The organism is Sphingobium sp. HDIP04 (assembly GCF_000445085.1).
GTDB classification, from domain to species: Bacteria; Pseudomonadota; Alphaproteobacteria; order Sphingomonadales; family Sphingomonadaceae; genus Sphingobium; species Sphingobium indicum.
Map to the genome: position 1 here is coordinate 1 of NZ_ATDO01000129.1, position 19554 is coordinate 19554.

The 19554-nt window shown below is 64.0% G+C and carries 19 protein-coding genes and 1 pseudogene; 7 read left to right on the forward strand and 13 right to left on the reverse strand.

The features are described from left to right. The 3 genes and pseudogenes from L286_RS44215 to L286_RS44225 form a co-directional block, all read right to left on the reverse strand. Window positions 1-193 (reverse strand): annotated as a pseudogene (locus tag L286_RS44215) (hypothetical protein); the annotation flags it as partial. Beyond that, entirely contained in the window at window positions 190-504 is a 315-nt protein-coding gene (locus L286_RS44220) for a phage holin family protein (RefSeq protein ID WP_020818861.1), read from the reverse strand. The pseudogene L286_RS44215 and the gene L286_RS44220, both read right to left, overlap by 4 nt. A gap of 98 nt (window positions 505-602) precedes the next feature. Next, on the reverse strand, window positions 603-1223 hold the full coding sequence (locus tag L286_RS44225; protein ID WP_007683272.1) for a hypothetical protein: 621 nt from the start codon (window positions 1221-1223) through the stop codon (window positions 603-605). 211 nt (window positions 1224-1434) lie between these two features. On the opposite strand from L286_RS44225, the gene eno reads away from it, so the two are divergent. The 4 genes from eno to L286_RS44245 all read left to right on the forward strand — a co-directional run bounded on the left by eno (window position 1435) and on the right by L286_RS44245 (window position 5682). Further along, on the forward strand, window positions 1435-2709 hold the full coding sequence (gene eno, locus L286_RS44230; protein ID WP_013039826.1) for a phosphopyruvate hydratase: 1275 nt from the start codon (window positions 1435-1437) through the stop codon (window positions 2707-2709). Window positions 2710-2785: 76 nt separating this feature from the next. Further along, the gene (locus L286_RS44235; RefSeq protein ID WP_007683268.1) at window positions 2786-3097 is read left to right on the forward strand and encodes an FtsB family cell division protein; all 312 of its coding nucleotides are present in this window, start codon (window positions 2786-2788) and stop codon (window positions 3095-3097) included. 126 nt (window positions 3098-3223) lie between these two features. Next, a complete protein-coding gene (gene pdhA, locus L286_RS44240; protein WP_013039827.1) occupies window positions 3224-4300 on the forward strand; it encodes a pyruvate dehydrogenase (acetyl-transferring) E1 component subunit alpha in 1077 nt (358 codons plus the stop codon). Further along, window positions 4300-5682 carry a pyruvate dehydrogenase complex E1 component subunit beta gene (locus tag L286_RS44245; RefSeq protein WP_007683263.1) on the forward strand — a complete coding sequence of 461 codons (1383 nt, stop codon included), beginning with the start codon at window positions 4300-4302 and terminating at the stop codon, window positions 5680-5682. Before pdhA ends, L286_RS44245 begins: the two co-directional genes overlap by 1 nt. A gap of 37 nt (window positions 5683-5719) precedes the next feature. Here L286_RS44245 and L286_RS44250 read toward each other — a convergent pair whose 3' ends face one another. The 3 genes from L286_RS44250 to L286_RS44260 are packed head-to-tail and all read right to left on the reverse strand — an operon-like array spanning window position 5720 to window position 9050. Beyond that, window positions 5720-6403, reverse strand: a complete 684-nt coding sequence (locus L286_RS44250; RefSeq protein ID WP_020818860.1) for a TadE/TadG family type IV pilus assembly protein — start codon at window positions 6401-6403, stop codon at window positions 5720-5722. Then, window positions 6400-7011, reverse strand: coding sequence for a TadE/TadG family type IV pilus assembly protein (locus L286_RS44255; protein ID WP_007683259.1), 612 nt, complete (start codon window positions 7009-7011; stop codon window positions 6400-6402). The genes L286_RS44250 and L286_RS44255 overlap by 4 nt, the downstream gene beginning before the upstream one ends. Further along, a complete protein-coding gene (locus tag L286_RS44260) occupies window positions 7011-9050 on the reverse strand; it encodes a Tad domain-containing protein (protein WP_020818859.1) in 2040 nt (679 codons plus the stop codon). The genes L286_RS44255 and L286_RS44260 overlap by 1 nt, the downstream gene beginning before the upstream one ends. A 146-nt stretch (window positions 9051-9196) precedes the next feature. Between L286_RS44260 and L286_RS44265 the strand changes: the two genes are divergently transcribed. Next, window positions 9197-9838, forward strand: a complete 642-nt coding sequence (locus L286_RS44265) for a hypothetical protein (protein ID WP_020818858.1) — start codon at window positions 9197-9199, stop codon at window positions 9836-9838. A gap of 9 nt (window positions 9839-9847) precedes the next feature. Then, complete coding sequence (locus L286_RS0125035) at window positions 9848-10312, forward strand: EF-hand domain-containing protein (protein ID WP_025161098.1); 465 nt, start codon at window positions 9848-9850, stop codon at window positions 10310-10312. 4 nt (window positions 10313-10316) lie between these two features. Here the strand turns inward: L286_RS0125035 and trmFO are convergent, their stop codons facing one another. Together trmFO and L286_RS44275 are read right to left on the reverse strand one after the other, a co-directional pair. Further along, window positions 10317-11654, reverse strand: a complete 1338-nt coding sequence (gene trmFO / locus L286_RS44270) for a methylenetetrahydrofolate--tRNA-(uracil(54)-C(5))-methyltransferase (FADH(2)-oxidizing) TrmFO (protein ID WP_020818856.1) — start codon at window positions 11652-11654, stop codon at window positions 10317-10319. Window positions 11655-11696: 42 nt separating this feature from the next. Then, on the reverse strand, window positions 11697-12998 hold the full coding sequence (locus tag L286_RS44275; RefSeq protein ID WP_020818855.1) for a dicarboxylate/amino acid:cation symporter: 1302 nt from the start codon (window positions 12996-12998) through the stop codon (window positions 11697-11699). Between the two features lie 209 nt (window positions 12999-13207). Between L286_RS44275 and L286_RS44280 the strand changes: the two genes are divergently transcribed. Continuing rightward, window positions 13208-14560, forward strand: coding sequence for a M20/M25/M40 family metallo-hydrolase (locus tag L286_RS44280; protein WP_020818854.1), 1353 nt, complete (start codon window positions 13208-13210; stop codon window positions 14558-14560). 60 nt (window positions 14561-14620) lie between these two features. Here L286_RS44280 and leuA read toward each other — a convergent pair whose 3' ends face one another. The 5 genes from leuA to L286_RS44305 form a co-directional block, all read right to left on the reverse strand. Then, complete coding sequence (gene leuA / locus L286_RS44285) at window positions 14621-16297, reverse strand: 2-isopropylmalate synthase (protein WP_020818853.1); 1677 nt, start codon at window positions 16295-16297, stop codon at window positions 14621-14623. Between the two features lie 473 nt (window positions 16298-16770). Further along, the gene (locus L286_RS44290; protein ID WP_013039838.1) at window positions 16771-17394 is read right to left on the reverse strand and encodes a YceI family protein; all 624 of its coding nucleotides are present in this window, start codon (window positions 17392-17394) and stop codon (window positions 16771-16773) included. A gap of 117 nt (window positions 17395-17511) precedes the next feature. Then, window positions 17512-18531 carry a ketol-acid reductoisomerase gene (gene ilvC, locus L286_RS44295; protein WP_007683242.1) on the reverse strand — a complete coding sequence of 340 codons (1020 nt, stop codon included), beginning with the start codon at window positions 18529-18531 and terminating at the stop codon, window positions 17512-17514. 157 nt (window positions 18532-18688) lie between these two features. After that, on the reverse strand, window positions 18689-19204 hold the full coding sequence (ilvN, locus tag L286_RS44300) for an acetolactate synthase small subunit (RefSeq protein WP_007682086.1): 516 nt from the start codon (window positions 19202-19204) through the stop codon (window positions 18689-18691). Next, window positions 19204-19548 (reverse strand): hypothetical protein, encoded by a 345-nt coding sequence (locus L286_RS44305; protein ID WP_007682087.1) that lies wholly within the window; start codon window positions 19546-19548, stop codon window positions 19204-19206. Before L286_RS44305 ends, ilvN begins: the two co-directional genes overlap by 1 nt. Window positions 19549-19554 lie beyond the last annotated feature (6 nt).

The window sequence follows — 19554 nt, forward strand, 5'->3', positions numbered from 1 at the left end:
CCGGCCGCTGCCGGACCTGGGCAGCGGCGTGGGCGACCCCGCCCGTCAGCGTTTCCGTCGCCTTGTCCTTCGCGTCCTGCTTGAGCCGGGCGGGGGCGACGCGCGCCTTGGCCGCAAGGGCGCTGGAGAGGAGCGCGGCCTTGCGCGCATCCGCCCGCGCCGCCGCATCCCGATAGGCTTCCTCGCGCTTCACGGCTTCACCGCCTTCTTCATCCGGCCGATGCGCCCCTTCGCGACCAGCAGCAGCAGCAGCGCGACGACCAGCGCGCCGCCGAACACCGCCGCCGCCGCCCAGCCTGGCCCGACAAGGGGCGACAACGCCAATATGACGCCCACCAGCCCGGCGACGATCGCCGCGAAGACAAGCATGACGCCCGCCGTCGCGAAGATCAGCGCGTCGCGGACCCCTGCGCCGATGATGCCGGCGCGCAGCTTCTGCCGTTCGGCTTCCGCTTCCGCATAGGCCCGCCCGTCGCTGTACAGGCGCGCGAAGACGTCCCGCACGGACTCTTGCTGTGCCTCGTTCTGCAGGGGCTCTTGGGTCAAAATATCCTCCGCCCCGGCGCCGGGGCCTTATCGTCCGTCAATGGGCAGGGACGCGATCAGGCGTCTTCGTCCGGCCCCTTGGCAAGGCGCATCAGCACGAAGCCGACCACCGCCGCCGCGCCGATGGCCACGGCGGGGCTCTTGCGCACGAAATCCCGCGCTTCGGTCATCAACTGGTCGACATCCTTGCTGTCCAGCGTCTTCGCCGCGCCGGCCACGGATTCGGCGGCCTGGCGGGCATAGTCGCCATATTGCGGACCCAGCTTCGCATCCACGGTGCCGGCCGTGTCGGAAATCAGCTTGGCCAGGCTCTGCATGGCCGATCCGGTCTTGTCCTTGGCGACGCCCGCGGCCGACTTGGCCGTCTTCGACGCCTGGTCCTTGAGCGGGTCGATATGCGCCTTCCAATCGACGGCGTTCAGCTTGTCGGCGGCGGCCTTCGCCGCCTTTTCGGCCTGCGCCTTGATCGGCGCGATCTGCGCGGTCCAGCCATGGGCGACGGCGCCGTTGCCGGGCGTCTTGGGCGCGGCGGCCTTGCGCGTGGTGGCGGTCTTGACGGGCGCGGCCTTCACCAGCGTGCCGGACAGGGCGGCCTTGGCCGGCTTGGCCTTGGGCGCCTTGGCGGGGCTGGCCTTTTTGACGCGCTTGGCGGGCGGGGTTTCGGGGGTGTCGGCCATCGTCCTAAGTCTCCCTTTGAAATGCAGCGGAATCGCGAAGCGGGCTGGCGGCTCTCCCTCTAATGCTTCCCACCGCCCACAGTTCCGTTGCCGTTACTATTTTGAGCATCGGCATTTTTCGAGTCCTTGCAAGCCCCCGCATTGCCAAGCGGAAGGTCGGTGGCTAAGCGGGGCGCGAAAAGCGACCAGAGCCAGTTCCAAGGAGCGATCCATGACCGCCATTCTCGATATCCACGCCCGCCAGATCCTGGACAGCCGCGGCAATCCCACCGTCGAGGTCGACGTGATGCTGGAGGATGGCAGCTTCGGCCGCGCCGCCGTGCCGTCGGGCGCGTCCACCGGGGCCTATGAAGCGGTCGAGAAGCGCGACGGCGACGCGACCAAATATCTGGGCAAGGGCGTGCTGGCCGCCGTCGCCGCCGTCAACGACCAGATCGCCGAGCAGATCATCGGCCTGGACGCCGAGGATCAGGCAGAAGTCGACGCCGCGATGATCGCGCTCGACGGGACGGACAACAAGTCGAACCTGGGCGCCAACGCGATACTGGGCGTCAGCCTGGCCGTAGCGAAGGCGGCCGCCGATGCGCGCGGCCTGCCGCTCTATCGCTATGTCGGCGGCGTCAACGCCCATGTGCTGCCGGTGCCGATGATGAACATCATCAATGGCGGCGAGCATGCCGACAACCCCATCGATTTCCAGGAATTCATGATCATGCCTGTCGGGGCGGAGAGCATCGCCGACGCCGTGCGGATCGGTTCGGAAATCTTCCATACGCTGAAGAAGGGCCTGCACGACAAGGGGCTTGCGACCTCGGTGGGCGACGAGGGCGGCTTCGCGCCCAACATCGCCTCCACCCGCGACGCGCTCGACTTCATCATGCTGTCGGTGGAGAAGGCGGGCTACAAGCCGGGCGACGATGTCGTGCTGGCGCTGGACTGCGCGGCGACCGAATTCTTCAAGAACGGCAAATATGAGATTTCGGGCGAGGGCCTGTCGCTCAGCCCGGTCGAGATGGCCGATTACCTCGCGGCCCTGTGCGCCGACTATCCGATCAAATCGATCGAGGACGGCATGAGCGAGGATGATTTCGAAGGCTGGAAGGCGCTGACCGACAAGATCGGCGGGAAGGTCCAGTTGGTGGGCGACGACCTGTTCGTCACCAACCCCAAGCGCCTGGAAATGGGCATCGGCAAGGGGCTGGCCAACTCGCTGCTGGTCAAGGTGAACCAGATCGGATCGCTGACCGAAACGCTGGCCGCCGTCGACATGGCGCACCGGGCGCGCTACACCGCCGTCATGTCGCACCGTTCCGGCGAGACCGAGGACGCGACCATCGCCGACCTGGCCGTCGCCACCAATTGCGGCCAGATCAAGACCGGCTCGCTCGCCCGTTCCGACCGGCTCGCCAAGTATAACCAGCTTATCCGGATCGAAGAAGAACTGGGCGACATCGCGCTTTACGCAGGCCGTTCGATTTTCCGTTAAGTCGAATATCCGCCACCGGCCGCAAGCGCCTTAAATTTCGCTTGCGGCTGGCCCTTCCCTGTGATTCAACTGGCCCATGGCGCATATCGCGAAACTCCGCATATTGCTTTTTTCGGCTTTCGGGCCTGCGATTGCGGTGCTTCTTCTTCTCTTCTTCGCGGGCTATGTGGTGTTGGGTTCCAACGGCGTTCTGGCCTGGGGCGACTACAAGCGGCAGCTCCATCATGCGCGCGCCGAACTGAAGCAGGTCCAGGCCAGCCGGCAGGAGTTGAAGAACCGGGTGGACCTGCTCGATCCCCGGCGCGTCGATCCCGACCTTTCCGACGAGTTGATCCGGCGGGAACTGGGCGTCGTTCATCCTGATGAGGTGATCGTCCCGCTGAACTGATCGCCGCGGATGGCCGGCGGGTCGCCCTGACCGCGCTTTTGGGCGCCATGCCGCGTTGCATTTGGTGGCGGACTGTCGCTATATCGGCCTTCCTTCCATCCTCACCCACGCAAAAGGATAAGAGCCTTGGCGAAACCAACGACGCCGCGTCCTTCACGCGCAAAGGCAAAGGCGGCTGCACCCGCCGCCGGCGCGGACCATAACCGGCCTCGCCCCGACACTCCGAAAGATTATGACGCCAGCAAGGAGGAGTTGCTGGAATTCTACCGGCAGATGGTGCTGATCCGCCGTTTCGAGGAAAAGGCCGGCCAGCTTTACGGCCTGGGCCTGATCGGCGGCTTCTGCCACCTCTATATCGGGCAGGAAGCGGTCGCCGTGGGCATCCAGTCGGCGCTTCAGCCGGGCAAGGACAGCGTCATCACCGGCTATCGCGATCATGGCCACATGCTGGCCTATGGCATCGATCCCAATGTCATCATGGCGGAACTGACCGGCCGGGAAGCGGGCATCTCCCGCGGCAAGGGCGGTTCGATGCACATGTTCAGCGTCGAGCATAAATTCTACGGCGGCCATGGCATCGTCGGCGCGCAGGTGTCGCTCGGCGCGGGCCTTGGCTTTGCGCACAAGTACAATAATGACGGCGGCGTCTGCGTCGCCTATTTCGGCGACGGCGCGGCCAACCAGGGCCAGGTCTATGAGAGCTTCAACATGGCCGAGCTATGGAAGCTGCCGATCATTTTCGTGATCGAGAACAACCAGTACGCCATGGGCACCAGCGTCAACCGCTCCTCGGCGGAAGACCAGCTCTATCGGCGCGGCGAGAGCTTCCGCATTCCCGGCATCCAGGTGAACGGCATGGACGTGCTGGCGGTGCGCGGCGCGACGGAAGAGGCGCTGAAATGGGTGCAGGCGGGCAATGGTCCCATCCTGCTGGAGATGAAGACCTATCGCTATCGCGGTCACAGCATGTCCGACCCGGCCAAATATCGGTCGCGCGAGGAAGTGCAGTCGATGCGCGAAAAGTCCGACCCGATCGAAGGCGTCAAGAAATATCTGGCCGAAATGGGCGTGGGCGAGGACGAACTCAAGAAGATCGACCAGGACATCCGCAAGGTCGTCAGCGACGCGGCGGATTTCGCCGAAACCTCTCCCGAACCGGAACTGCACGACCTTTATACCGACGTGCTGGTGGAGCAATATTAATGGGTATCGAAATCAAGATGCCGGCGCTGTCCCCGACGATGGAGGAAGGCACGTTGGCGAAGTGGCTGGTGAAGGAAGGGGACGAGGTCCGCTCGGGCGACATCTTGGCCGAGATCGAGACCGACAAGGCGACGATGGAATTCGAAGCTGTCGATGAAGGCAAGATCGGCCAGATCATGGTGGCCGAGGGGACCGAGGGCGTGAAGGTCGGCACCGTCATCGCCACCATGGCCGCGGATGGGACGAGCGAGACCGCCCAGGCCCCGAAGGCCGCGGAAAGCGCGCCGCCGGCCGCTCCCGAAGCCGCTCCGGAACCCAGGAAGGCCGAAAGCGGCACCGCCAAGCTGGCGACCGAGGCCAAGGCGACCGTCAAGGATCCCGCGCTGCCCGAGGGCACCGGATATATCAAGACGACCGTGCGCGAAGCGCTGCGCGACGCCATGGCGGAGGAAATGCGGCGCGACGAGCGCGTCTTCGTCATGGGCGAAGAGGTGGCGGAATATCAGGGCGCCTACAAGGTCACCCAGGGCCTGCTGGAGGAGTTCGGGGACCGGCGCGTCATCGACACGCCGATCACCGAATATGGCTTTGCCGGCATCGGCGCGGGCGCGGCGATGGGCGGGTTGAAGCCGATCGTCGAGTTCATGACCTTCAACTTCGCGATGCAGGCGATCGACCACATCATCAACTCGGCGGCCAAGACCAACTACATGTCCGGCGGCCAGATGCGCTGCCCCATCGTGTTCCGTGGCCCGAACGGCGCCGCCAGCCGCGTCGCCGCGCAGCACAGCCAGAATTACGGTCCGTGGTATGCGTCGGTTCCGGGGCTGATCGTGATCGCCCCCTATGACGCGGCCGATGCCAAGGGCCTGCTCAAGGCGGCGATCCGCTCGGACGATCCGGTCGTGTTCCTGGAAAACGAACTGGTCTACGGCCGCAGCTTCGACGTGCCAGAGGTGGACGACTATGTCCTCCCCATCGGCAAGGCGCGCATTGTCCGCGAGGGCAAGGATGTGACGCTGGTCAGCTACTCCATCGGCGTCGGCGTGGCGCTGGAAGCGGCTGAGGCGTTGGCCGGCGAAGGCATCGATGCGGAGGTCATCGACCTGCGCACGCTGCGCCCGCTCGACACGGCGACGGTGCTGGAGAGCCTGAAGAAGACCAACCGCCTGGTGGTGGTGGAAGAGGGCTGGCCGGTCTGCTCGATCGCGTCTGAAATCGCGGCCGTGGTGATGGAGCAGGGCTTCGACGACCTCGACGCCCCGGTGCTGCGCGTAACCAACGAGGATGTGCCGCTGCCCTATGCGGCGAATCTGGAAAAGGCGGCGCTTATCGACGCAGCCCGGGTTATCGCGGCGGCGAAGAAGGTTTGTTATCGGTAGGAATTGGGACAGGGGAGCGGCGCATGCCGCTCCTCTGTCAACTACAGGTCGATGCAGTCACATTTTCCGGGTTGTAGATGCCTACGCCGCCTGTTGGTCCTGCATATTCGCGATTATCCCGGACATACATTCCTGCTGTCTCCACCATGCTAGACAAGTTGAGCCAGCGCGATCCGATCAACGGCTGATATCTGTACGCCACCTCGGCAAGGATGACCGCGCCACCCTCAGGCGCCTTCAGCGTCTGGCTATTTACCGAAATGCCCGTCAGATTAGTGTCGCCCTGCTTGCCGAAGCCGGAGGAGTAAGTCAGGCTGCCTCGGCATCTCTGCCAACGGATGCGGTAGCGGTCCGTCGTATTAGGGTTCGCCACCGGCTCAAGGCTGGTGAGGACGACTTTTCCGTTGGTGAACAGGCCCAGGGCGGAACCCTGGAGGTCGGCACCCGTCATCAGATCATTTATTTGTGCTTCCGTTATCTGTTTGGTTGATAACAGGTCGCCTGTTCCAATGCGGGAACCATCATCCGCGAGCCGTAACGCTAACTGGCTGACCCGCATTTTGGTGACTGTATAGTTGGCCAGCTCGGCAGCCGTAAGCGTAGCCACCAGGACGAATGGCAGGCATAGGGCGAATTCAACCACCGCGATACCGTTCTGCGCGCGGATTAGGCCACAAATCCAGTTCGAACCCCGCGCAAAAATATTGCTGTTCCTCCTCATGGGCAATTCCTCACGACGGAAACAGGTTCGCCGGGTTTCTGGCCATAGGGCTGGTTAGTCAGCACGGTCTTTGCCGAGAGATGGACCTTGCCGGGCAGGCCGATCATCTTGTCCAGAGGGAAGAAGCGGGGATATTGGACGTCCACGATCATGACCACGGCTGCCTGGGTGCCGCCCTGACCTTCGCTGCCGCCGTCCGCATCCCGAACGCCGTTGCCATTATTGTCCTGAAACGGCTCCCCATCATCGCATTTGTCGTTGCCGTTATTGTCATTATAGGGTTCTGCGACCGCCTGTGCCGCCTTCGTGTAGGAATAGAAGTTGCGACGGCTGATGCTCACATCGGCATTGGCCGCGAGCCGCTTGACCTGATCTTCGATCTTCTGGTTGATGGCCAACTGCGTCGTTTCTTCCTGCGCGCTTTCCAGCGTCGAATCCCGCGCCGCCTTCTGCACCACGCCCTGAAGCACGCCCTGCATGTACAGCGTATGCGCCAGGTCGAGCGCGCCAAGCATCAGCAGCAGGAACACGGGCGCGATCAGCCCGAATTCCGTGATGGCGGTGCCCCGCTGGTCGCTGGAGCGACGGAAAAGCGCTGCCACTGACATCAGCTTGTCAGCCTGAGTTGGGAAATCTGATTGGCGATATTGCGGAAAGTCTGTTGCAGGGCGGCCGAACTCTGGGCCGAGAAGAAGCGATCCTTGCTGGCGCAATCCGTCAATATATTTTCGATGGTGGTGTTCTTCGTGCCGAACCATACCACCCACAGCGTCGTGTTGGGCATGTTCTTGATTGCAGCGCATGTTGCCGCCGTCCGGGCGTAAACCTGCTGTGTCAATGTCGCACTGGTGGAGGTGCCATCCGTCGGAACCGTATTTGGATCGGTCTGACGGCGATCATACCAGGCCATGCCATAGGCCTGATAAATGTCTACATCGGTGTCGGCCTGACCATCGGTCATGAAAATGACGTGCCGCTGAATTTCTCCGCCGCGCGCCGTCGTTGCGTTTTCCGATGCGAACAGACCTGTGGGAGAAATCAGGCGCGCGCCCCAGATCAGGCCAATATCGTGATAGGTTCTACCGTTCGGCGTCAAAGTATCGACATAGCCATCGAAATCCGATGCAGAGGCCCACTGACGCAGTTTCGTGGCTGCGACCGGGCATTCGGTGCTGTTATTGGCAGAAAAGGCGCTGAACGTGGTGATGTCGCTCGTACTTCTGGTGCTGTCATAATAGGTTGTACCGCGCCGATATATAGTTTGACCCAGAGCAGGCGCCCATTGCGTTTCTGGCGCCGTCGTGGGTAGCGCATTGACGTCAAGGTCGAAGGCGCCTTCCGGGAGCGGGATATAGGTTGTCGCGCGCGCAGTTTGCCGTTCTTCGATGCAACCGTTCCACGTTATAGTCCTGTCGTTATAATAGGATGAATTCAGTTGATTGTTCGTCGTGCCGCCGATGGGCAAGGTGACTGTTCCAGCGGCGGTCCATCCATTACCGCTTTTCAGTCCACGCAAATCGAAAGATACCAAGCCGTAATGCCAGGCATTGAACGCGACTGTGTCTGAAGTGGCGGTGTCGGACCACTGATAGGTATAGGTGCGCGTATAGGATCGCGATCTTATTTGGTAGGTGCATCTCTTGTTGTTCGAGGTCCAACTGACAAACTGGCGCTGCGTATCCTGCCACGGCCGCGTGGCCTGCCAGTTGCCATGTCCCTGCAAGCCGCCATTGCTCTCATTGATGCCATTGCTGAGGGTTCCGGTGGCAACCGAGGATTCCGTGGGATCGACATAAGTCGATTTACAGAGCGCATCGCTAGCGGTGGTTGCGGTCTTCTGGGTCCAACTGATCCATAGCCAGTCTGTTTTGTCGCTGTCGACATAGGATACAGGCCGACCATATACGACGACCCGTTCACGTGACTGATAGGAGGAAAAATCCCTGAACCATTCGGGCGGAAGCAGCCTGCCGACATTCACGTTGGTGGCATAAGGCACGAAGCCGAAACGAATCTGGGTTTCCGAACTGGTGCCGCCAGAAGGAGCGCCGCCATCACATGCTGCGACGGTGTCCAGCCTGGCCACGATCTCGAAGAAGCATCTAACAGCGCGTCGCAAGCCGACGATCTTCGTCTCGGTATCTCCGGAAATGGCACTCGCCATTGAACCTGTGGTGTCCAACACGAACATCACATCGGTATTCGGCAGGCGCATTTCGGCGTCGCAAGTGACCTCGATAGTTTTGGAATTAATGCCGAAAATCCGCATGATCGCCATCGGCAGCGGCACAGACGCTGTGCCGGTAACCTTACCCGCGGACTCGCTGAACGATCGCATTACCGTTCCGCTGCCATAGGAGCCTGGCCGGAAATTGGCGTCGAACATCCCATTGGCGGCATTCAGCGCCTGGTTGTTGTTGGCGGCCCATGCGCCGCCGCCCATGGTCTTGCGGCCCGCCAGAGCGCCAGCGTCGCAGGCTTGTTGCAGCCTTGACTTGGTCAGATAGATGCGGCTCATGTCGACGCCGCCGCCGATCAATCCCATAAGCGGCAGGACGGCCGCCGCCACAATGGCCAGCGTATTGCCCGCCTGATTGTGGTAAAGCCGCATCAGAATGAACAGCGCGCGCTTGATCCGATCGCCCATAATCCGCTCTGCCTTCGCTTGCCCCGCATCCCCAATTCAGGCAGGGCACCCCCATGCCCGTCAGGGGCAATTGCCAGGATCACTATGCCGGTTGGGGTTAAAAAGCTGATAATTTCGACAAAATCCATTTCGTTCGATATAGGTGAATGGATAAGGTGAGCGACGATCTCGCCCCCTTGCCGTCGCTGCTCAGCGCCTATGCCGGCCCGGACGCGCCCCGTCATCGGTTGGTCTGGGCGCTCGATGCCCGCTTCTCGCGGCTCGTGGCGACGACGAGCGAGCCTGTCATCGGGCAGATGCGCATGGCCTGGTGGAACGATGCCCTGACCGACGAAAGCGGCGTCAGGGGGCGGGGCGAACCCTTGATCGATGCGATGCGGGAGATAAAGGGCCTGCCGCCCTGCGGGCTTTCGCAATGGCTTGACGGCTGGGAAGCGTTGATCGGGGAGGTGGACCTTCCCGGCTATGCGGAGGGGCGGGGCGGCGGGCTGTTCCGCGCTCTGGCGGGGCGGGAGGATATGCCGCCATGGCTCGACCGGGCGGGAGCGGCCTGGGCCTTGTGGGATCTGTCCGGACATTGTGCGGACCGGCAGGTTGCGGAAAAGGCAATCGATCTGGCGCGGGGATATATAACCGGCGGCGGGCTGCCCTGGCCGAAGGAATGGCGCCCGTTGCGGATCGCCTGTCAGCTTGCGCGTCGCGACATCGAAAAGGGCCGCCGCGCGCCGGCGGGATTGACCCCGGCGCTATATTGGCGATTGGTGCGCGTCGCGCTGCTGGGGCGATAGGGGGATAGTGTGGAGCGAGTTCTGGGGGGTGCGATAGCGGCATTGCTGCTGGCGGCGGCTGGACTGTTCTGGTGGCAGGGACGGGCAAACAATCAACCCGTGCCCCACCCTTTGGTCGGATCGCCCCCGCCGCCCGCTGTCGACGCCCTGCCGGAAGGCGATCCGGACGCTTCGGGGGAGGCGCCGCCCATGCCCGGCGAAGCGTCGCCGCAAAGCCGCGAGCAGAAGCGATTTGCCCGTTACGACCGCAATCGCGACGGCGTCATCTCGCGGGTCGAGATGATGGGCAGCCGCGTCAGGGCGTTCAAGGCGCTGGACCGCGACAATGACAATCTCCTCTCCTTCGAGGAGTGGGCGGTGACGACGTCGGACCGCTTCGCCAGGGCGGACGCCAATGGCGACGGCAGGCTGACACCCGCCGAATTCGCGACGACCGCCCCGAAACGCGCGGCCGCGCCGAAATGCCGATGCTGACGCGTCAGGCCGGCTGAAGTTCGCCCAGCCAGGCGCCCAGCGCGGCGCGGGCGCGGGCGGTCATCGCTTCCTTGCGCTGTTTCTTCTTCACATCCTCCAGCGGCGGGAAGAGGCCGAAATTGACGTTCATCGGCTGATAATCCGCCGTCTCGACATTGCCGGTCACATGGCCGAGCAGCGCGCCCAGCGCGGTTTCCGGCGGCAGCGGCGCGAGCGGCCGGCTCAATATCTCGGCCGCGGCAAATCGCCCGGCGAGCAGCCCGATGGCCGCGCTCTCGACATAGCCTTCGCAGCCCGTCACTTGGCCTGCAAAGCGGATATGCGGCGCGCTTTTCAGGCGCAGCGTGCCATCCAGCAGCTTGGGACTCTGGATGAAGGTATTGCGATGCAGGCCGCCCAGCCGAGCGAATTCCGCCTTCTCCAGACCCGGAATGGTGCGGAACAATTCGACCTGCGCGCCATGTTTCAGCTTGGTCTGGAAGCCGACCATGTTCCACAGCGTGCCCGAAGCATTGTCCTGCCGCAACTGCACCACGGCATAGGGCCACCGGCCGGTGCGCGGATCGTCCAGGCCCATCGGCTTCATCGGCCCGTGACGCAGCGTTTCCGGGCCGCGTGACGCCATCACCTCGATCGGCATGCAGCCTTCGAAATAGGGCGTGTCCTTTTCCCACTCCTTGAAGTCGGTCTTTTCGCCGTCCAGCAGTCCCTGGACGAAGGCCTGATACTGATCCCTGTTCATGGGGCAGTTGATGTAATCCTTGCCCTCGCCGCCGCCGGGGCCGATCTTGTCCCAGCGATTGGCCATCCAGCATTTGTCCATGTCGATGCTGTCATGATGCACGACCGGCGCGATGGCGTCGAAAAAGGCGAGATGGTCGATCCCGGCCGCCTGCCCGATGCTGGCGGCCAGCGCGGGGGCGGTCAGCGGGCCGGTGGCGACGATGGTCATGCCCTCCGCCGGCAGCGCGTCGATGCGCTCCCGCACGATCTCCACATTGGGGTGGCTGGCCAGCGCGCGGGTGACGCCGTCGGAGAAAATATGCCGGTCCACCGCCAGCGCCGATCCGGCGGGCACCTTGGCCGGTTCCGCCTGCGCCATGATCAGCGATCCCAGCCGCCGCATCTCCTGATGCAGCAGGCCCACGGCATTCTTGTCCGCATCGTCGGATCGGAAGCTGTTGGAGCAGACCAGTTCGGCCAGCCCCTCCGTCTGGTGCGCGGGGGTCATGTCGCCGCTTCCGCGCATTTCCGACAGGCGGACCTTCACGCCCGCCTGCGCCAATTGCCATGCCGCTTCCGTGCCCGCGAGTCCGCCGCCGATGATATGAACCTGATGCATGGGGCGACCCATGGTCCCCCGCGACGCGCAGGTCAACCGCTGTCAGGCGACGGCCAGATCCGCTTTGCCCTGATAGGCGGCCTCGTCCAATATCCCTTCCCGCTTGGCGACGATGGTGGCGACCAGCACCTGTCCCGCGACATTGACGGCGGTGCGCCCCATGTCGAGGATCGGGTCTATGGCCAGCAGCAGGCCCGCGCCCTCCAGCGGCAGGCCGAGCGTGGAAAGCGTCAGAGTCAGCATCACGATGGCGCCGGTCAGGCCAGCCGTCGCGGCCGATCCCACCACGGATACGAAGGCGATCAGCGCATAGTCCGCCGCATGAAGCGGTATGCCGTAGAAACCGGCGACGAATATCGCGGCCAGCGCCGGATAGATGGACGCGCAACCGTCCATCTTCGTGGTCGATGCCAGCGGAATGGCGAAGGCGGCATAGCCCTTTTCCACCCCCATCCGCTCGGTCACGGTTTCGGTGACGGGCAGGGTGCCGACCGAGGATCGCGACACGAAGCCAAGCTGGATGGCGGGCCATGCCTTGGCGAAGAAGGGCAGGGGACTAAGGCCGTTGGCGGCGAGCAGCAGCGGATAGACCACCAGCAGCACCAATGCGAGACCCAGATACACCGCCCCCGCAAAGCCGCCGAGCTGGGCCAGCGCGCTCCAGCCATAGGTCGCGACGGCGCTGCCGATCAGGGCGGCCGAACCGATGGGCGTCAGGCGGATGATCCAGCCCAATATCGCCCGCACCACGGCCAGCAGCGAACGGACGAAGGCCAGGAAAGGTTCGGCTTTCTCCCCGACCTTCAGCGTCGCAAGGCCGATGGCGATGGAGACGACCAGCAATTGCAGGATGTTGAAGGACAGGCTGGTGGTCGCGCCTGTATCCGTGACCTTGGTGCTGGCGGACAGGGCGAAGCTGTTGCCGGGGACCAGGCCTTTCAGGAAATCGAGCCAGCCGCCCACGGAATCCGGCTTGGCAGTTGCCAGCGCCTGTCCGTGGAGGCCGGAACCCGGCTGGACGATCAACCCGATGGCCAGGCCGATGACGACGGCGATCAACGCCGTGATCGCGAACCAGAGCAGCGTCTGCCCCGCCAGCCGGGCCGCATTGTCCAGCGCGCGCAGATTGGCGATGGAGGCGATGATGGCCGCGAACACCAGCGGCGGCACCACGGCCTTGAGCAGCGAGACGAAGATCGATCCCGTCGTCTTGAGCGCGGTCGCCAGCCCGTTGAGATCGCCGTCCGGCCCAGGCCCCATAGATCGCGCCACAAGACCGAGCAACAGGCCGACAGCCATGCCGACCAGAACCTGAAATCCGAAACTGCGATAGTTGATGGCCATGGGCATTTCCTTCGGGCGACCGGCGCGCGATATGGGGAGCGGCTCCGCCAGATGCGCGCAAGCAATTCTTTATGGGGGTGAATGCGGATAAGGACGCCCTCTTTCCGCTACTTGACGGCCAAACGGATTGGCGGCCGCGATCCGCTATGCCACAGAATGGACCGAAATCCAGCAGGAGATGCGATTTGACGAATTGGTGGGCGGTTCCGATGGCCCTGATCCTGCCCGCGCTAATCCTGCCCCGCGCCGCGCAGGCCGCCGGCGATCCGGCACTGGCCAAGGATGTGCTCGTCCGATCCATCGCCTTTCGCACGGTCGAGGGGCAGGGGCAGGTGCCCCGTCTGGCCGCTTATTATGCGTCGGTGCTGCGGCAGGCGGGCTTTGCGGCGGCGGAGGTCGAGATCATGCCGATGGGCGAAACGGCCAGCCTGGCCGCGACCATCCGGGGCAGCGATCCGCGGCTCAAGCCCCTGCTGCTGACCGGCCATATGGACGTGGTGGCCGCCAATCCTGCGGACTGGGCGCGCGATCCCTTCGTGCCGGTCGAAGAGAATGGCTATATTTTCGGCCGGGGGGCGGAGGACAATAAATATGACGTCGCCATGATGGTGGCGATGCTTGCGGGCCTGCGCAAAGAGGGCTGGCGACCCCGGCGGACCGTCACGCTGCTGCTGTCGGGCGATGAGGAAACCCATATGCGCACCGGCAGGGCGCTGGCGGAGAAATACAGGGATGCAGAATTGCTGCTGAACGGCGACGGCGGCGGCGGGCTGCTGGACGAGGGCGGGCGGGCCGTGCTGTACCAGTTGCAGGCGGGCGAGAAGACCTATGCCGATTTCGAGATCGCCTTCACCGATGCGGGCGGCCACAGCAGCGCGCCGACGCCGGGCAATCCCATCCATCGCATGGCGCGGGCCATCGGTCGGATCGCGGCCTATCGTTTTGTGCCGATGCGCAATGAACTGACCAGGGCATCCCTGCTGCTGTCGGCCGATCGGATCGGCGGCGCGGCGGGCGCGGCGATGCGGCGCTATGCGGAGACGGGGGACAGGAAATCGGCCGATCTTCTGTCCGACTATCCCGAATTCGTGGGACAGGTGCGGACGACCTGCGTCGCCACCATGGCGCAGGCGGGCCATGCGCTCAACGCCTTGCCGCAGAGCGCGAAGGTGGATGTCAATTGCCGCATCTTTCCCGGCGTCGCCATCGATGCGGTGAAGGCGGAACTGGCGCAGGTGATCGACGATCCGGGCGCGAAGATCGCCACGCTGGACGATCCGCAGGCCAGCAGCGCCTCCCCCCTGCGCAAGGACGTGGTGGATGCGGTGAGGGCGGCGGTGGCGGCGCGCCATCCGGATATTCCGGTCATTCCCTCCATGTCGGCGGGGGCGACGGACAGCCTTCATTTCCGGGCGCTGGGGGTGCCGAGCTATGGCGTGTCCAGCCTGTTCCAGCGCGGCGAGGACGGCTTTGCCCATGGGCTGGACGAGCGGGTGCCGGTGGCGGGAATTCCGGCGGCGCTCGACCAGTGGGAAAGGGTGGTGAAGGCTTTGGCGGGATAATCGCCCCAATGCGCGACGTGCTCCTGCCTGCGCAGGAGCACGTCGCGTCAGGAATTCGACTTATTCCCGCTGCGCCGCGATGCTGTTCGCGGCGGAGAGGACCGCTTGGACCGAGGCGGTCGCGACGTCGGTGTCGGTGCCGATGCCGAAGATGGTGCGGCCATCGGGCGTGCGGCATTCGACATAGGCGGCCGCCGCGACGTCCGTGCCTGCGCCGATGGCATGTTCGCTATAATCCGCGACCTCCAGATCGACGCCCAGTTCGTCGCGCAGCGCGGCCAGCACCGATGAGATGAGGCCGTTGCCGCGCCCGGAAATCGAGCGCTCGCCGCCCTTGTGCGTGATCTTGCCGGTGAAGATGCGGTCGCCAGCAGCGCCGCTCTCATGATAGTCGATCAGGCTGTAGGGCTGTTCGCCCGCCAGGCGATAATGGGTCTCGAACGCGGCCCATATGTCGGCGGCGTTGAGTTCGCGGCTGCTTTCGTCGGCCAGCGCCTGCACCACCTTGGAGAAATCGGCCTGCATCCGCTTGGGCAGTTTCAGCCCCTTGTCCTGTTGCAGCACCCAGGCGACGCCGCCCTTGCCGGACTGGCTGTTCACGCGGATCACGGCCTCATAGTCGCGGCCCAGATCCTTGGGGTCGATGGGCAGATAGGGCACGTCCCAGATCTGGTCGTTGCGCGCTTCCTGCCCGGCGAAGCCCTTTTTGATCGCGTCCTGATGGCTGCCGGAAAAGGCGGTGAACACCAGTTCGCCCGCATAGGGATGCCGCGGGTGGACGGGCAACTGGTTGCAATATTCGACGGTCTGGATGACCTCGTCGATGTCGCTGAAATCCAGCCCCGGATTGATGCCCTGCGTGTACATGTTGAGCGCCACCGTCACCAGGTCGCAATTGCCGGTGCGCTCGCCATTGCCGAACAGGCAGCCTTCGATGCGGTCCGCGCCCGCCATCAGGCCCAGTTCGGCGGCCGCCACGCCGGTTCCCCGGTCATTATGGGTGTGCAGCGATATCACCACGCTGTCGCGCCGGGAGATGTTGCGGCAAATCCATTCGATCTGGTCGGCATAGATATTGGGCGTCGCGCATTCGACCGTGGCGGGCAGGTTCAGGATCAGCGGCTTTTCCGGGGTCGGCTGCAATATGTCGATCACCGCCTCGCAGCATTCCAGGCTGAAATCCAGTTCCGCGGTGGAGAAGGTTTCCGGGCTATATTCGAAATGCCAGTCGGTGTCGGGCTGTTTCGCCGCATTGTCGCGCAGCAGCTTGGCGGCGGTGACGGCGATCTCCCGGATTTGCGGCCGGTCCATCTGGAACACGATGTTGCGCCACGCCGGGGACACGGCGTTGTAGACGTGAACGATGGCCTTCTTCGCGCCGCGCAGGCTTTCGAAGGTGGTGGCGATCAGGTCTTCGCGGGCCTGCGTCAGCACCTGCGGGAAGACATCGTCGGGGATCGCGCCGTCGCGGACCAGGCCGGAAATGAAATCGAACTCGGTCGCGCCCGCGCTGGGGAAGCCGACCTCGATCTCCTTCACGCCGACCTTCAGCAGCAGGTCGAAGAAGCGGCGCTTCTTTTCCGCGTTCATCGGGTCGATCAGCGACTGGTTGCCGTCGCGCATGTCGGTCGACAGCCAGCGCGGCGGCGCGGTGATGACCCGCGACGGCCACTGGCGGTTGGGCAGGTCCACCTGGGGGAAGGGGCGGTATTTCAGCGAGGGATCGTTCAGCATCATGACGAAAATGGCTTCTCTGCATACGGGCGAGCCTGTTGGCGTCTGCCCGGTGGTACGACTATCTGCTTGATTATGCCCTTAGGCGGATTGCCGCGTCGTTCAAGCGAAGAGCAGCACAAAAACCACGCCTAAGGGCGTGTAAGTCGTAGCAGGGGAAGAAGCGCGCGCTGCATGATGGGGCCGCTTTACCCGGAGTTGGGGGAAAGCGCAAGGTTGGTGTCGTTCGCGGATGGGCGGGGGAGCAGGCCGGGCCATTCCTTCTCCCTTGAGCGAGAAGGATACGGAGCCTTGCTGAGCGGCGCGAAGCTAGGCGCAGTTGGATGAGGGGGAGCGGGCCTGCGGCCCGCGCGATCCGAAGGATCGCAACCCCCTCACCCAGCTACGACTAGGCAGCAAGCTGCCAAGTCTGCGCAGCCTCGGCCAGAGGCACGTGACTCTGGCCGACCCTCAAGGGAGAGGGATATTGGGAGCGCTTATTTCTGGAACGCCGCGACGATCTTCAGTTCTACCGCGTCGCCGACCATCGGGACGCCATAGCCCATGCCGAAATCGCTGCGCTTGATCGTAGTCGTGGCGACGAAGCCGACATTTTCCTTGCCGCCCATCATCGCCGGGGCCTTGCCCGCGCCGTAGAATTCGGTGTCCAGCGTCACCGGCTTGGTGATGCCCTTGATGGTCAGGTTGCCGCTGATCTCCGCCTGGGTGCCCTGCACCTTCACCCCGGTCGACACGAAGGTCGCCTTGGGGAATTTGGCGGAATCGAAGAATTCCGGCTTCATCAGATGCTCGTCCAGCTTGGCGATGCCGGTCTTGAGGTTGGCGATCGGAACCTCGACCGAAACCTTGGCGGCGGAGGGGTTTTTCGGGTCGAGCGTCAGCGTGCCGGTCGATTCGGACAGGACGCCCAGATTGTTGGAAAAGCCCATATGGTCATAGGCGAAGAGAATCTGGGTGTGGCCGGGGTCGATCGTATAGGCGCCGCCGGTGACGCGCGCGGCGTCCTTCGCGCCGGGCGCGGCGGGCATTTGCTGGGCGATGACGGCGCTGCCGCCGGCCAGGGCGATCAGGGCGGCGGCGGGGATCAGATATTTGCGCATAGGGATGCTCTCTCCGAAACGTTCAAGGGACGCCGCCACGATAGGCGACGTCCCTCGATTGTTCCAGAGCCGTAACCGGAAACAATGGGTTACCGTTACGCTATGTCGGCGTGGCCGTCAGTTCTTGTCCTTGTCGACCAGCTTGTTCGCGCCGATCCAGGGCATCATGGCGCGCAGCTTGGCGCCGGTTTCCTCGATGGGATGGCGCTGGGCGGCGATGCGGCTGGCCTTCAATTCCGGCTGGCCGGCGCGGTTGTCGAGCACGAAGTCCTTGACGAAGCGGCCTGACTGGATGTCGGCCAGGACGCGCTTCATTTCCTTCTTCGTTTCTTCGGTGATGATGCGCGGGCCGGTCTTGATATCGCCATATTCGGCGGTGTTCGAGATTGAATAGCGCATGTTGGCGATGCCGCCTTCATACATCAGGTCGACGATCAGCTTCAGTTCGTGCAGGCATTCGAAATAGGCCATTTCCGGGGCGTAGCCCGCCTCGACCAGGGTTTCGAAGCCCGCCTGCACCAGCGCGGTCGCGCCGCCGCACAGCACGGCCTGCTCGCCGAACAGGTCGGTTTCGCATTCCTCGCGGAAGTTGGTTTCGATGATGCCGCTGCGGCCGCCGCCGACGCCCGAAGCGTAGGACAGGGCGATGTCATGGGCGTTGCCGGTCGCGTCCTGATGGATGGCGATCAGGCAGGGCACGCCGCCGCCCTTCACATATTCGCCGCGCACGGTGTGGCCGGGGCCCTTGGGCGCGATCATGATGACGTCGACATCCTTGCGCGGCTCGATCAGGCCGAAATGGACGTTGAGGCCGTGCGCGAAGGCCAGCGCCGCGCCGGGGCGCAGATTGGCGTGGATGTCGGCGGCGTAGATGGCGGCCTGATGCTCGTCGGGCGCCAGGATCATCAGCACGTCGGCCCATGCGGCGGCTTCCGCGTTCGGCAGCACCTTGAAGCCCGCGCCTTCGGCCTTCTTGGCGCTGGGCGAGCCGGGGCGCAGCGCGATGGCGACTTCGGCGACGCCGCTGTCGCGCAGATTCTGCGCATGGGCGTGACCCTGCGAACCGTAACCCAGGATGGCGACCTTCTTGCCCTTGATCAGGCCGATGTCGGCGTCGCGGTCGTAATAAACCTTCATTTGACGTTCCTTCTTTCAGTTCGGGTGGCGCCTTTCGGAGCCGAGATTGGCGGTGAGGGGGACCACCTGCGCGCGGGGGAGGGGCTGCTGGCCCTCACCCTCCCACCGCTGCGCGGCGGGCCCCTCCCTCTCCCACAAGGGGAGAGGGGTAATTTCTTCAGTTCGACTCCTTGCCGCGGATCAGGCCGACGACGCCGGTGCGGCCGACCTCGACCAGGCCGATCTGGCGCATCAGGCCGACGAAATTGTCGATCTTGTCCGTCGTGCCGGTGATCTCGAAGATGAAGCTCTCTATCGTGGTGTCCACCACCTTCGCCCGGAACACGTCGGCCAGGCGCAGCGCCTCTATCCGGTTTTCGCCCGTTCCTGCGACCTTGACCAGCGCCAGTTCGCGCTCGACGAAGGGGCCGTTGTCGGTCAGGTCAGTCACCTTGTGCACCGGCACCAGCCGTTCCAGTTGGGCGATGATCTGGTCGATCACCTTGGGCGGGCCGCTGGTGACGATGGTGATGCGGCTGATCGCATGGTCCGGGGTGATGTCCGCCACGGTCAGGCTGTCGATATTATAGCCGCGCGCGGTGAACAGGCCCGCGATGCGCGCCAATATGCCCGCCTCGTTCGAAACCGTCAGCGACAGGACGTGCCGCTCGCTAATCTCTTCCTGAATGTGCATCAGATCGTTCCATTGTCCGCTTCTTCGCCGTCATGGCGTTGCGAGATCATGCCCGTGAAGGCGTAGTGCCAACTGCCGTCGTCGCGATGGGCGAGGCGCACGGGGAAGCCCGCGATCGCATCGAACATCCGCGCCAGATGCTCGCCCACATAGCGGGGGCTGACCAGCAGGCGGCCGATATGGCGTTCGTGAAAGTCGAAGCCATGATCCAGATGCACTTCCCAGGCCTCATTCTCCGGATCGGCATGGTCCACCGTCCAGCCGGTCAGCTCGGCGGTGCCGGCCAGCCGTTCGAAATCGAAGGGTTCGCTCACATGGATGCGGAGCTTCAGATGTTGCGTCACGCCGCC